Annotated in this window: 11 protein-coding genes; 2 read left to right on the forward strand and 9 right to left on the reverse strand. The window is 34.9% G+C overall.

Features of this window, described 5'->3' with window-relative positions:
• Position 1 precedes the first annotated feature (1 nt).
• Genes M947_RS13030 through accD form a run of 7 tightly spaced genes read right to left on the reverse strand, consistent with a single transcriptional unit; the run spans position 2 to position 5,357 of the window.
• Complete coding sequence (locus tag M947_RS13030; RefSeq protein ID WP_021286465.1) at positions 2-1,135, reverse strand: hypothetical protein; 1,134 nt, start codon at positions 1,133-1,135, stop codon at positions 2-4.
• Between the two features lie 10 nt (positions 1,136-1,145).
• On the reverse strand, positions 1,146-2,099 hold the full coding sequence (gene dusB / locus M947_RS13035) for a tRNA dihydrouridine synthase DusB (RefSeq protein ID WP_021286466.1): 954 nt from the start codon (positions 2,097-2,099) through the stop codon (positions 1,146-1,148).
• Complete coding sequence (locus tag M947_RS13040) at positions 2,099-3,115, reverse strand: hypothetical protein (protein ID WP_021286467.1); 1,017 nt, start codon at positions 3,113-3,115, stop codon at positions 2,099-2,101. The genes dusB and M947_RS13040 overlap by 1 nt, the downstream gene beginning before the upstream one ends.
• 17 nt (positions 3,116-3,132) lie before the next feature.
• Entirely contained in the window at positions 3,133-3,483 is a 351-nt protein-coding gene (gene dksA, locus M947_RS13045; protein WP_021286468.1) for an RNA polymerase-binding protein DksA, read from the reverse strand.
• Positions 3,484-3,495: 12 nt separating this feature from the next.
• Positions 3,496-3,954 (reverse strand): 23S rRNA (pseudouridine(1915)-N(3))-methyltransferase RlmH, encoded by a 459-nt coding sequence (locus tag M947_RS13050; protein ID WP_021286469.1) that lies wholly within the window; start codon positions 3,952-3,954, stop codon positions 3,496-3,498.
• Positions 3,955-4,512, reverse strand: coding sequence for a thiamine phosphate synthase (locus M947_RS13055; protein WP_021286470.1), 558 nt, complete (start codon positions 4,510-4,512; stop codon positions 3,955-3,957). It lies immediately after the preceding gene.
• Positions 4,512-5,357 carry an acetyl-CoA carboxylase, carboxyltransferase subunit beta gene (accD, locus tag M947_RS13060; protein WP_021286471.1) on the reverse strand — a complete coding sequence of 282 codons (846 nt, stop codon included), beginning with the start codon at positions 5,355-5,357 and terminating at the stop codon, positions 4,512-4,514. Before accD ends, M947_RS13055 begins: the two co-directional genes overlap by 1 nt.
• 375 nt (positions 5,358-5,732) lie before the next feature.
• Here accD and M947_RS23200 point away from each other — a divergent pair, with 375 nt between their 5' ends.
• Both M947_RS23200 and M947_RS13065 read left to right on the forward strand, forming a co-directional pair.
• A complete protein-coding gene (locus M947_RS23200) occupies positions 5,733-6,566 on the forward strand; it encodes a PAS domain-containing protein (protein ID WP_021286472.1) in 834 nt (277 codons plus the stop codon).
• Entirely contained in the window at positions 6,548-8,644 is a 2,097-nt protein-coding gene (locus tag M947_RS13065; RefSeq protein ID WP_021286473.1) for a WD40 repeat domain-containing protein, read from the forward strand. The genes M947_RS23200 and M947_RS13065 overlap by 19 nt, the downstream gene beginning before the upstream one ends.
• A 23-nt stretch (positions 8,645-8,667) precedes the next feature.
• Here the strand turns inward: M947_RS13065 and M947_RS13070 are convergent, their stop codons facing one another.
• Together M947_RS13070 and gltB are read right to left on the reverse strand one after the other, a co-directional pair.
• Positions 8,668-10,050: a glutamate synthase subunit beta gene (locus tag M947_RS13070; protein WP_021286474.1), complete on the reverse strand. Its 1,383-nt coding sequence runs from the start codon at positions 10,048-10,050 to the stop codon at positions 8,668-8,670.
• A 2-nt stretch (positions 10,051-10,052) separates the two neighbouring features.
• Entirely contained in the window at positions 10,053-14,492 is a 4,440-nt protein-coding gene (gltB, locus tag M947_RS13075) for a glutamate synthase large subunit (RefSeq protein WP_031347777.1), read from the reverse strand.
• Between the last annotated feature and the right edge of the window lie 24 nt (positions 14,493-14,516).

The raw sequence follows: 14,516 nt of genomic DNA on the forward strand, positions 1-14,516 counted from the left end.
TTTAGTTTCGCTCAAACTTTGCTCTTAGAAGCTTTTTTATCTTCGTTAGGCTCAATAGGCTCAGCTTATAACTATCATCCATCATCTTATTTATATGAAAGACTTCTGTTACGGTTATACCATAAGGATCTTTTTTCTCTTTAGTGACTTTTAGAGCGTCATTAAAAGAGTATAGATAGAGATTTTTACGATTTTTTTGTAAGTAGTAAGTTAGAACTATCTCGTCATTGTATTTTTTCTCTATTGCTACTATAACTCTCTGGTCCTCTTGATACTCACCTTGTAAATCTAGCAGTTTCTTAGCATCTTCTATATCTATGTAACCTATATAAAATTTATTGTAAAGATTATGGTATCTCTGCACAGTATCTTTATATAAAAAGTTCATATCTAGTGTAAACTTTTTATGCGACCTTAGGGTCTTTGTTATCCATGACATAGTGTTGTAGTATCTAAATTGATAAAGTTTAAGAGAGTGTGCCTCAATCATCTTTGTAGAGCATATTCTTGAGATGGGAGCCAACTCTCTTGAGTCAGGATTTTGGATGTAATCTAGTACATCTTTTGCTGTGAACTCTTTTGTAAACCAAACTGTACAGTAGTCTGGAAACTGTCTAGTCCCAGTTGCACCCTCATTTAAAATAATGAGTGCTTTTATCTCATAATTTGGAAATATAGTCTCTAAGAGTGCTTTTTTCTTTCTAAGTCTTTTTCGCAGCTTTAAAACAGATTTTACAAGAGTCATCTCTACAAAATATAGCTCTTTATCTTTTGTAATAAACATAGCATCAAACTCGCTAATCTCTCTACTCTTTGTTCTATAAACAATCTGCTGTTTTTCACTTATAGAGAGTGTGTTTGCATGTGCCTTTTGTCTTCTTTGATGAAAACCTTTAAGTATAAACTTATCTATATTGTCATTTTCCTCAGCATATCTTAGGAGTTTTTCATAGATAAAATTTTCAAAAACTTCACCTTCAAAAGAACGGTATGAACTTAAAAACAGGGTATCTTCTTGATCTACTCCATCAGCTATGAGTGAGAGCAAATGATTTACATTATAATCATAGTGAAAAATGTTATCACCTATATCAATGTCGTCTAGTTTTTTTATAGATTTGCTTATCTCTAACATATATAAACCATTAAGTTACCTGCTGATTGTTTTTAAAAAAATCATCTATAACATCACGATATTCACTAATGTCAGATATATTATTCACGCTATTTCTTAGCACCGATGCACCTTGATAGCCTTTTGAGTATGTGTGCGTATGCTTTCTAAACATTGCCACACCGTGGCTTCCATAAAACTCTATCATCTTATCAAAATGCTCCATGATTATCTCATGCTTGATTTTGTTATCTATCTCTCTAGTTCCACTACAAAGCTGATGAAAAATCCACGGAGCACCAATTGCACCACGACCAATCATAATACCATCACAGCCTGTATGCTCTTGTACCCACTTTGCTTTGTCGTACGAGTCAATATCACCATTTGCAATAACTGGGATAGAGAGGGACTCTTTTATCTCTTTAATAGCATCATAATCGACTTCAGACTTAAACTTCCCTGCTCTAGTTCTTCCATGAACTGCTATAAAGTCTGCACCACTCGCCTCAACCATTTTTGCTATCTCAATATGGTTTTTTTTCTCAAATCCAAGTCTTATCTTTACACTAGTTAGACTCTTATTTGAAGTCTCTTTCATAGTCTTTATGATATCTCCCATCAGAGGCAGATTTAAAAGCAGAGAGCTTCCACTTCCATGCCCTACAACTTTAGGAACAGGACAACCACAATTTAAGTCTAGTATATCTATGCCATCTTGCTCATTTAAAATCTCAACTGCGCTTCTTACAACATCTACATCTGAACCTGAGATTTGAACTGAGTAAGGGTCTTCAATGCTTGCTTTTTTAAGCATATGGAGTGTTTTTTGTGAGCCATGACTAAGTGCATTTGAGCTTATCATTTCACTCACAGTTAGATCTGCTCCAAATTTTTTTGCAACACTTCTAAATGGTAGGTCTGTATATCCAGCTAAAGGAGCTAGAACATATATAGATTTAGAAAAAGAGAGTTTATCAAGCATCAGATAAAAAGATTGATATTAAAATTTTTACCACACTCTTTTAGCGCACTATATGCTTTGTAGTTTTGGTACTCATGCTCTTGAGTGTTTAGTAGAAGTTCATTAGCAGGAGCTATCATCTCTAGGTCAAAAAGAGTAAATATATAAGCTTCAAAACCATCTTCTCGCTTCTCGCTTAGTATCTCAAAAAGCTTCATTCTCTGTTCTGGAATCATATTAGTAGAGAGTGCTGTTGATATTTTTATAAGGTCTTTTGCATCTAAGTCAAGTGCATTTATCAAAGATATAAGCGCTTCATTAGAGATTTCCAAAGGGTTTTTTGAAGCATTAATTCTAGCTAAAACTATAAAAAGCCCAGCTTTTGTTAAAAATTGCTTATGTTGTTCTATAAGAGTTATCGGAGCAGTTGCAAGTATACCTGTATAGGCTTCTTTTACTAAAGACTCATCATAGTTTTCTATATGACTTAAAATATTCTCAGCTGTTATGCTCCCCTTTTTGTAGCGATTTTTATCATTTTGGATAACTAAAGGATTTTGTGGTTTTAGTGAGTATTTTTTAAGCTCAACTACTTCACCACTTTTAATGTCTTCTATAACCTTTAAAACGCTTTGAAGTTTTTCATTTTCAACTCCACTCTTTAGTAGAGCTGATGGAAAAAGAGTTGAGTTATCTATAATAAAACCTAGCAATTTATATCTTGGAGTTTTGTAACTATGTTCTCTCTCTTCTTTTGCAAGATAAGCCTCAGCAACTGCATCTATAATCTTCTCATAATCTTTATCATATTTTCTATCTTTAAAATTTGACAATATTGAGTAAAAAGACATATGAAAAACACTCGCAACATATAGTATTAAAATAGGCACAATCACCCATATAGCAGTTGGCATCGCTGGTAGAGTAATACCAAATATATTCAGTGTCATAATATCTTGGGAGATATATGAATAAACATACCATCCCACCAAAGCAATCAGAATCAATGATGCTATTGTGTATCTTTTTATATACATAACTCGCTCCTTAAAATTTAACTAGACTTCTCTACTATCTCTCTACAATCTATGCAGTATATCGCATGAGGCTTAACTTTTAGTCTTTGAAAACCTATCGAGTCTTCACACATCTCACATATACCATAATCACCATTGGCAATCTTTGCTAAAGTGACTTCTATCTCTCTTAACTCTTTTTGTTGTTGGTTTACTATCGCACTCTCTACCATGGAGTTGTTATTTACCGAAGCGTGATCGCCCTCATCATTTAACTCTAAAGAACTTAACTGAAACAACTCAGCATTAACACCCGAAATATTTTTTACAATTTGATCTTTTCTACTCTCTAGTATCTCTTTAAAGTAGTTTAATTCACTCTCTTGCACTTACACTTTCCTTCATTTATGATATGGATGATTACTCAGTATTGAAAAACCTCTATAAATCTGCTCTAGCAAAACTACTTTTGCTATTTTATGACTCATTGTGAGATTACTTAAACTTATGACTGCATCACTTTGTTGTAAAAAGTCTTCATGCAATCCATAAGCGCCGCCTATGAAAAATTTAACGGACATTCTATCATTTAATAGCTTACTAAATTCAAAACTATCTATTATTTTGCCCTCAGGATGCAAACTTACACAAAAGCCACTGCCCATATAGGGTGAAAAAGCTCTTGTGTATGCTTCTTTTGAGGCATCTGATGAGATAGTGTGTGCTTTTGTTACATCTTTTGAAAAAAGCTCTATATCCTCCACTTTTGTAAAACGGGATATCATTTTTGTAAGCTCTTTATATAGTGGATCATAAGTTGAGCGTTCTTTTTTTGCGATGCTAATAATCTCTATCTTCACTTATAAAAGCCCGCTTCCTATAACTCTATAAGTAACATTGCTAAACTCGTCATCAAGTTTCACGCCACCAATAGCAGCGACTAGATGCTTTGACTTTGCGGCTATAGAGTCTAACTCTTTACCTAAGATAGTAGATATATTTGATTTTGTAGAACTCTCTCTATATGCACCAAGTCCTATATAGTTTAAGTCCATCTCATTTGCAAGAAGAACTTCTGCTTCATTATGAGTTGAGATGCCAAGAAGTTTTTCTTTTATAACACTTCTAAGTATCTTTACCGCCTTAATGGCATCTGCATCTATTGATTTTAAATCCTCTTGTCCTACATGAACGCCATCACAAAACTCTACAAGCTCATAAGCATCATTTACTATCAAAAAGCCATCATATATTTTTCTAATCGCTATAAGTTGCTGCTTTATAAAAGCTATATCTGCATTTTTATTTCTATACTGAATAATCTCTGCTTTGTTAGCTTTTGCAACTCTTACAAACTCTTCTAAAGTGAGCTCATTTCTATCAAGGAGTTCTTGGTCACATAAGGCATAGAGTCTCATTAAGCAACTTTTAGAAGTGTTAACATGTCTGAGAGAGTCTTTTTAAGCTCATTTCTATTTACTATCATATCGATAGATCCTTTTTCAAGCAAAAATTCCGCTCTTTGAAAACCATCAGGAAGAGCTGAACCTATAGTCTGCTCTATTACTCTTTGCCCTGCAAAGCCTATCAAAGCACCCGGTTCTGCGATTATAATATCGCCTAGAGTTGCAAATGAAGCACTAACTCCACCCATAGTTGGGTCTGTTAAAACTGAGATATATGGGATGTTGTATCTTGCAAGTTTTGCAAGAGCTGCTGATGTTTTACTCATCTGCAAAAGAGAGAAAGTACTCTCTTGCATCCTCGCACCTCCACTAGCACTCAGTATGACTAAACCTTGTCTTTTTTCTATAGCACGATTTACTGCTCGCACTATCTTCTCACCCTCTACAGAGCCTAAAGAGCCACCCATAAAGGCAAAGTCAAAGATTACAATTTGAGCATCAACTCCGTTCATAATTATCTCACCACTAACCACAGATGATTTTCTTCCAGTCTTAGCAAAGCCCTCTTCTATTCTTTTTGTGTAAGCTTTAGAGTCCACAAATTTTATAGGGTCTACTGGATGAAGATTTGCATCATACTCTACAAATGAGCCTTCATCTTCTAAAAGTTTTATTCTCTCTTTTACACCGATGCGAAGATGAAAACCGCATTTTGGACAGACATAGTTTTGATTTTCTACCTCTTTGTAGTACATCAAAGAGTGACAAGATTTACACTTTACCCAGTGTGAAGATGATTCGTTTTTAATGGCTTCTTTTTTATTTGAGTTAAAAGAAAAAATGCTTAAGAGATTCAAAGAGTATCCTTTTTATATATAAAATTGCGAGCGATTATATCGTATTTATACTTTAAACTGTAAAAATCATATAGATTGTATCAATATTATTTACTGTTTTATAGATTTTAATTATACTTAAAGTAATTTTATATATTATGATAAGGTGACAAATTAATGACAATTTTATGTTAAACTTTTATGTAATTGAACCTTCTGATTAATTTATAAACTAGATTCCGTGTCAAGCACGGAATGACGGGACACGCGTCATCCTGAACAAACAAACCGTCATCCTGAACAAACAAACCGTCATACTGAACTTGATTCAGGATCTACCTTAATAATTATTCAGAGCACTCAATTAAAAAAAGATAAAGACTTCAAAGGTTAAATATGAGCAAGGATACCAAACAAAGCGCCGATTTGGCAAAAGAGTTACACCAAACAAATAAGATTCTTAAAGAGTATAAAAAGGCTGTTGATGAGTCAACAATCTTCTCTATTGGTGATTTAAGCGGGAAAATAACTTATGCAAATAAACAATTTAGAAGTATCTCTGGCTATACGCTAGAAGAACTTATAGGAAAGCCTCACTCTATAGTCCGTGATCCAAACACTCCAAAAGAGATATTTGAAGATATGTGGCAAACTATACAAAATAAAAAAGTATGGAGAGGAACTCTAAGTAACCGCAAAAAAAATGGTGAGATCTACTATGTAGATGCGACTATAGTCCCCATCCTTGATGAAAATGATGAGATTGTTGAGTATGCAGGAATACGAAGCGACATCACACTTTTAGTAAATAAAGAGAAGGAACTCCTAGAATTAAGAGATAAACAGAGATTTGAAGATGTTGATAAAGCACTAAAAATTACCAACTCAAACATTTTAGCATCTATACCAATTGCATCTATCCTTGTATGTGAAAGATCTCATAAAATCATAGGGTTCAATGAGTGTTTTGAATCTATGTTTTTTGAGAGTTCATTTTTACAAAAAGAGCCTAAAATAGGCGAACTTTTACTAAAAAATGAAGATGATGCCATCTATGAAGATGAGCAGATTAGTTTTGTTCAAAGATATGAATTATTAACTCCAGATTGTAAAGCCTACATAGATGTTAATGGCGAAAAAGTTGAGTTTTTGATGGGTGTAAAAAAACTTAGCGAAGCTTTTATTGTCTCTTTTGCTGCTAAGGGATATGCATGCAAAACTACCATATAAAAAACCATTTTACACTTGAGAATCCAATCGTAGAAGTAAAACTACAAGAAGACAATATCTCTTTTGTAGATTCTCAAAATGTTTTATATATCTTTGATAAAAAATTCAAATTGTCCTTAAAAATGAAGCTAGACAAAAGTAATGATACCAGACATATGTTTTGCAATGAGTTTAATATCTCTAAAAACAGTATCTCTGTGCCCTTGAAAAAAAATCTCATCTCAACTCTCTATAATGAAGGGAAGATAAAGGCCACATTTAAAAGTACTATCCATCAAAGTAATATAAACTTCACCCGTTATTCTAAAGATGCTAAATATCTACTAAGTGCTAGTCTAGATGGAAAGGTTTTTATACACGACTTAGAGACAAAAACCATAAGATATAGTTATAAAAACAGACCAGATTACTGTTCATATGCTACTTTTTCACACAAAAACAAACTTGTTTTTGTGTCATACTTTAATCGTACTAATACTCTACTAAACCTACAAGATGACACTCTTGTAGAGTTTAATACTAACGACCCTATAGAACTTGCGATTTTTTTTGATGAAGATAGAAAACTCTTTTTAGCAAATAGAGAGGGTTATAGTATTATTTATGACTGCATAGAAAAAGAGATTATAAGTCAAAAAGTTCTTTTTACTCACTGGCCAACTAGTGCAACTCTCTCACAAAACAGAAAAAACATAGTAATTGGCACTAGAACAAACAAGCTTTACATAATAGACCCTTTTAAAAATGAGCTTATAAATAGCATGGATTTTGAAGATAGTGCAGTCGCAAATGTTGATATAAAAAACAATGACTTACTTATAGGCTTTACAAATGGAAATCTATCTTTAATAGACTTAAGCTACAAAAAAGAGCAGTTTCTTCATCATGTAAATCTAAAAGAGTATGACAAAGCCAAGGAGATACTAGATAGTAACTGCTTTTTATATCTTGATGATGCTATAGATAAATTCAAAAAGAGTTTTGATGAAGTTTTAGTAAAAGCAAAAGAACTTATTACCAAAAAGTTTGTTGATGAAGCTATAAAGCTAGTAGATCCTTTTATGCAATATAAAGAGTTCAAAACAAAGATAGATGCACTTCTTATACAACAAGACCATATAGCCCACTTTATAGAAGCAGTTGAAAAAAAAGAAATACAAAATGCTTACTTTTTTGCTCAAAAATACCCAATAATAGAGTCCCTCCACTACTATACTTTACTAGAAAACCGCTGGGAAAAAATTTATGCCGAAGCTAGAAGTGCATTAGAAGAAGATCCTCTTAGAGGTGTACATAAAGCAAAAAATATCTTAAGTCCTTATGAGAAAATCCCACAAAAGAGTGAACTTATAAAGTTTCTTCTAAACAATAGTGTAATGTTGAGTAGAGCTGATGCAGCGGTGAAAAAGCAGGACTTTAAAACATATTTTAGACTTGTAGAAGAGTTTGATTTTTTAAAACAAACCAGACTCTTTAAAAAGATACAAGACTTAGCAGTATCCATAAAGAACAAAGCTACACAACTTTATGCAGATGGAGAATATAAAGCGGCACAAAACACTTTTAGAACTATTTTAGACTTTCAAGAGTATAAACAATTTGCGCTCAATGAGATAGAAAAAATAGACCATATATTAAGATTTCAATTTGCGATAGAGAAGGGAAATAAGAAGCTAATATACTCTTTTGCTAACAAATATAATTTTTTAAGTTTTACACCAGAATTTGAGGGCTTCAATGAAGAGTTTGATAAACATATAAACAAAGCTCTAAAGGTCACAAAATATGGAGATGTTAAAAAAGCCAGATATATACTAAATGACTACATAGGAATAAAAGAGCTAGAGAAAAAGATAGATAACTGCATTAAGATTGGCTATCTTAAGCAGTTCGAAAATACAGATGCAAGCCCAAAAGAACAAGATTTATTTTTAAAGAGATATAACTTTTTATTTGGAATTGATAACCTCTTAGAAGCATCAATGATAAAAAAATCTCTATCTGCCCTTTTTAAAGAGTTCTGTGAGGACCCATCAACTCTTGAAGTAAAACGCTATCCAGACTCCTTGCATCTTTAGTATTTAACCAAAACCAAGAACCATTAGAGCAAGTTTTTAACTATGTTTCTAGCGGCTTCTCTTCCATCATATGCAGCAGTTACAACTAAATCAGCACCTCTATAACAATCTCCACCAGCATAGACTCCAGCAGTAGTAGTCTCATATGTCTCTTCATTTATTATGATACCACCCCAACTATTTGTCTCTATGCCATTTTCATGTAAAAAAGATGGTATTTCTGTATCAAAACCTAAAGACATAATAATAATATCAGCGTTAATTTTTATCTGGCTATCTTTTATCTCTTGCATCTTTTGGCGACCACTCTCATCTTTTGCACCAAGAGTAGTTTTAATGACCTTTACAGATATAGCTTGCCCTGTATCATTTAAAATAATCTCTTTTGGAGCTAAATTAAACATAAACTCAACGCCCTCCTCCATCGCATTTTTATACTCTTTTTTACTTCCTGGCATATTTTGTGCATCTCTTCTGTATAAACATCTAACTCTTTTTGCATCTTCTCTTTTTGCAGTCCTCAGACAGTCCATAGCAGTATCTCCACCACCGATTACAACTACATCCAAATCTTTAAAGTCAAACTTTTTATCATAAGGAAGTTTAAAGTTTTTTTTCTGCATTGCAGTTAGATACTCCATCGCATCGTAAATATTAGGAGCATTTTCACCTACAAGCGAGGCTTTCTTTGCTTTAGTTGCACCTATGCCTATAAACATCGCATCGTGAGAGTTAGCTATCTCTTCAAAAGAGATATCTCTGCCTACTTCACAATTTAAGATGAGTTTTAGTCCAGCCTCTTTCAAAAGTCTTACACGACGCTCAACTATCTTTTTATCTAACTTAAAGTTAGGGATACCATAAGTTAAAAGCCCACCTGCTCTATCACTTCTCTCATAGATACTAACAGCAATTCCTGAGCGAAGAAGATATGTAGCGCACGAGAGTCCAGCTGGTCCACTTCCTATGATGGCTACACTCTTGTTTGTACTTATACCAGGAAATGTAGGCTTGTATCCAGCTTTAAATCCCTCTTCTGTTATATGAGTCTCAACTGAGCCGATTGTGATAGCACCATGACCATCATTTAGCGTACAGTCTCCCTCACAGAGTCTCTCATGCGGACATACTCTTCCCATCACTTCTGGAAAAGGCGATGGCTCATTTGAGAGCTTAAATGCAAACTCCAAATCACTCTGTGCTACAGCCTTTAGCCATTGCGGTATATAGTTGTGAAGCGGACACTTATTTAGACAAAATGGGTCACCACACTGTATACATCTCTCGCTTTGAGTTGAAGCCTCTTTTTCATCAAAGAGCTCATAAATCTCGCCAAAATCTTTTGTTCTCTCAACTACATCTCTTTTCTTTGCATCTACTCTTTGGGTTGTTAAGTACTCTTTCATAGCTAGTCTCCTTTGTCCGCACTAAGAGGAAGTTTTATTAAGTTTTTAGGTTTTACTAACCAAAAGTTTCTTACCTCTACTCTGTAGTTATTTAGTAAATCTTTAGCCTTAGTACTCTGAGTTTCTACTAAGTAGTTTTTTAGTAGTTTTTTAAGTAAATGCCTAACATCAGCACTCTCATCAGTGTCTATGCGAATGGCCTCAACTAACTCACGATTTACATTTTCAACAAAAGTATGATCTTTATCATAAACAAAGCTAATTCCGCCCGTCATACCAGCCCCAAAGTTTATACCAGTTTTACCAAGAATGACCACGATTCCACCTGTCATATATTCACAAGCATTGTCTCCTGAACCCTCAACTATAGCTAAAGCCCCAGAGTTACGAACTGCAAATCTCTCTCCAACTGAACCAGTTATATAGAGCTTTCCAGCAGTAGCACCATATAGGCAAGTATTACCACCTGCTGTAAACTCTTCACCCTCATTTTTTGAAGTGATGATAATTTTACCGCCATGCATACCTTTTCCGATATAGTCATTTGCCTCGCCCTCTAAATATAAAGAGACACCATGAATCAAAAATGCACCAAAGGCTTGGCCAGCTATACCTTGTAGTTTTATCTTGATAGTATCACTCTTTAGTCCCCCATCTCCATAGTACTGAGCTATCTCTCCTGAGATTAGGGCACCAAAACTTCTGTTTGTATTTCTTATCTCTCTTGAGATGCAAATAGCATGCTCTGGATGTTTGATGGCTACCATTGCATCTTTTAAAACATCTTTTTCAAAAGCGTTATCATCAAAAGGAGGATTTGACTCTTGTTGATGAGTGTTTACACCCTCTTCTTTATGCAAAATGGAGCTAAAGTCAAACTTTTGTGCAAAGTCATTATCTACAACCTTAAGCAAATCAACACGACCTACCATCTCCTCCATAGTTTTAAACCCAAGAGAAGCCATAATACTTCTAATATCCTCCGCTAAAAGCGTAAAGTAGTTTATGAGTTGATCTACATGACCCTTAAAAAACTCCGCTCTAAGCTTTTCATTTTGAGTTGCAATTCCAACTGTACACTTGTTTACATGGCAGATACGAAGCATCTTACAGCCTACTATTGTTAAAACTCCAGTACCAAAAGCATAAGACTCTGCACCTAGAAGTGCGGCTTTTACAACATCAAGACCAGATTTTAATCCACCATCGGTTTGAAGCTCAACAAATGAACGAAGATTGTTAGCTTTTAGTGCGTTATGAGCCTCACTTAGTCCTATCTCCCAAGGATTTCCAGCAAACTTTATAGAGCTAAGTGGAGCAGCTCCAGTTCCACCATCACCACCTGAGATGATGATTTTATCTGCATAAGATTTTGCAACACCAGCCGCTATAGTTCCAACTCCTATGGCTGAGACAAGCTTAACAGCAACTTTAGCCTTAGGGTTTACCTGCTTTATATCAAAGATAAGTTGTGCCAAATCTTCTATGGAGTAGATATCATGATGTGGTGGTGGCGAGATAAGAGTAACACCAGGTACAGTATGACGAAGTTTTGCTATAAGAGGAGTTACTTTATGTCCAGGGAGTTGTCCGCCTTCTCCTGGTTTTGCACCCTGAGCTACTTTTATCTGAATCTCCTCGGCACTTCTAAGATAAGCAGGAGTCACACCAAACCTCCCAGATGCAACTTGCTTTATCTTTGAGTTTCTATAACTCTCAAACCTACTTACATCTTCTCCACCCTCTCCTGAGTTTGACTGAGCACCAATTCTATTCATTGCCATGGCTATAGTCTCATGAGCTTCTGGCGAGATAGAGCCTAAACTCATAGCAGCAGATGCAAACCTTTTAAAGATAGCCTCTTTTGGTTCAACCTCAGAGATGTCTATAGATTTTCTATCAGACTTAAGCTCAAAAAAGTCACGAATAAATTTTAAGTCTCTTTTGTTTACCAAGTCTCTTAACTTGTTATAATCCTCTTTTTTGCCACTCTGTGCTACAGCATGAATAGCATGAATAACGCTAGGTCCAAAGTCATGATGCTCTTGCCCGCTGTAAAACTTGTAAAAACCACCAATATTTAGCGGAAATATTGTGTTAAATCCACCCTCTAAAAAGGTTTCTTTGTGGTACTTTGAAATTCTTGCGTCTATATCATCATAACCTAGACCACCAAGCTCTGAGTGAGAACTTCTAAAGCACTCTCTTACTATCTCATCACTTAGTCCTAAGATGTCAAAAAGCCCAGCATTGCGGTAAGATGCAATGGTGGAGATGCCCATCTTAGATATAATCTTTAAAAGCCCTCCATTTAAAGCACTATGAATAGACTTTAGTGCCTCACTGCACTCCATATTAAGAGAGTTTAAAGACTCTAGTTTCTCTATTACGATAGCAAAAAGAAGGTTTGGATATATAGCACTTGCTCCATAACCAATGAGCACTGCTGCACTATGTGCATCTATAACCTCGCCTGTTACACAGACTATGGAAGTGAGATGTCGCAAGCGAGACTCAAGAAGTGCAAAACTTAGGCGACCAACTACCATAGCCATAGGGATGATTTTATTCTCTTTACTAAACTCATAATCATCTAGTATGATTATCCTAGTTCCATCCTCTTCTACGCTTGTTACTATCTTTTTGATAAGTTCATCTAGTGACTCTTTTAGTGAGCCTTGATATGCAGTTGAAAATGTTTTATTTTGATAAAAAGCTTGATAACGAGGCGATTTTTTATCTCCAAAAGATTTTAAAACATCTAGTTTTTCACGAGTTATGATAGGCGAGATAGACTTTAGACGATGTGCGTGAGTTGGTATCTCATCTAAGATGTTGTGAACTTCTCCAAACCCAGCGTTAAGACTCATTACAACTCTCTCACGAATTGGATCTATAGGAGGGTTTGTAACTTGAGCAAATTTTTGTTTAAAAAAGTCTGTAAAGTTTCTTTGTTTGTTTGAAAATGCAGCTAGAGGAGTATCATCTCCCATAGAGCCAACTGCCTCTTTTGCCTCAATAATCATCGGCTCTATAATTTGCTCAACTACCTCTTGGGTTATATTAAAATATCTCTGTCTTTTTATAAAGTCTTTTATCTCAAAGTTGCACTTATCAGTGTACTGAACTTCTACAAACTCTTGAAGGTAGATCATATGCTCATTTAACCACTTCATATAAGGATTTGAGCTCTTTAAGTAGTCGTTGATCTGATCATTTTTTAGAAGCTCTCCAAATTTTAAGTCAAGCCCTATCATCTCGCCAGATTGAAGACGACCTCTCTCTTTTATCTCTTCTTGCGGTATATCTATAACTCCGTACTCACTAGCTATTAGAAAGTTATCATCTTTGGTTACTATATATTTTGCAGGACGAAGACCATTTCTATCTAAAGCACATCCGATATAGCGACCATCAGTCACACAAAATGCAGCTGGACCATCCCATGCTTCAAAAACTGTTGACTGGTACTCATAAAATGCACGAAGCTCTGGATCCATATGTGGAGCATTTTGCCATGCTGAGGGAATAACTGCACGAACAGCTTTAAAAAAGTCCATATTGTTGGCTATAAGAAACTCAAAAAAGTTATCAGCAGACGCACTATCAGATGCATCTAGTTGAAGTATTGGCAATATTCTTTGTATCTCTTCATCGCTAAAGACTTCACTGTTTATAGATTCAGACTTTATCTCTACGTTTATACGATTGCCCTCTACAGAGTTTATCTCTCCATTGTGTGCAACTGCACGAAAGGGTTGGGCTAATCTCCACTCTGGTAGTGTATTTGTTGAGAATCTCTGGTGAAATAGTGAAAAAGAGATTTTAAAGTTTTCATCTTGTAAATCTTTGTAGAACTCTTTTATGTGCGTTGGCATAACAAGTCCTTTATAAGAGAGAACTTTTGAACTCATAGATGAGATATAAAAATCCTTTTGCTCTACTAAAGCGTGTTCTATCTCTTTTCTGCTGAGATACAAAAGTGCATCAAATCTTTTAGTAGCCATTATAGAGTTTGGTGTTATAAAGAGTTGAGTGATACTTGGCAGTGTTTTTAAAGCCTGATTACCTAGTGCATTTGTATCTATGGGTACATCACGATTTAAAACTACTTTCAAGTCATTGTTTGCACATATTTTTGCAACAACCTCTAAATGTTTTTTATCCTTATAAAAGATAGATGCTACTGCAAAGAGTTTTGGAAGTTCAACTCCACTCTTTGATGCTTCTACTCTTAAAAACTCATCGGGCAGCGAAAAAAGCAGTCCACTTCCATCCCCTGTTTTTCCATCAGCTGCAACCGCCCCACGGTGCATCATTCTCTCTAGTGCTGTAACTGCATCATCTAAAACTTTATGAGATGCTTCATTTTTTATATTGGCAACAAGTCCAAAACCACAGTTATCTTTGAACGATCTTAGTAGATCATAGTGTTTTGTCATATTTCCCCTCTTTTTAGCAAAATT

The sequence above is a fragment of the Sulfurimonas hongkongensis genome (genome assembly GCF_000445475.1).
GTDB classification, from domain to species: domain Bacteria; phylum Campylobacterota; class Campylobacteria; order Campylobacterales; family Sulfurimonadaceae; genus Sulfurimonas; species Sulfurimonas hongkongensis.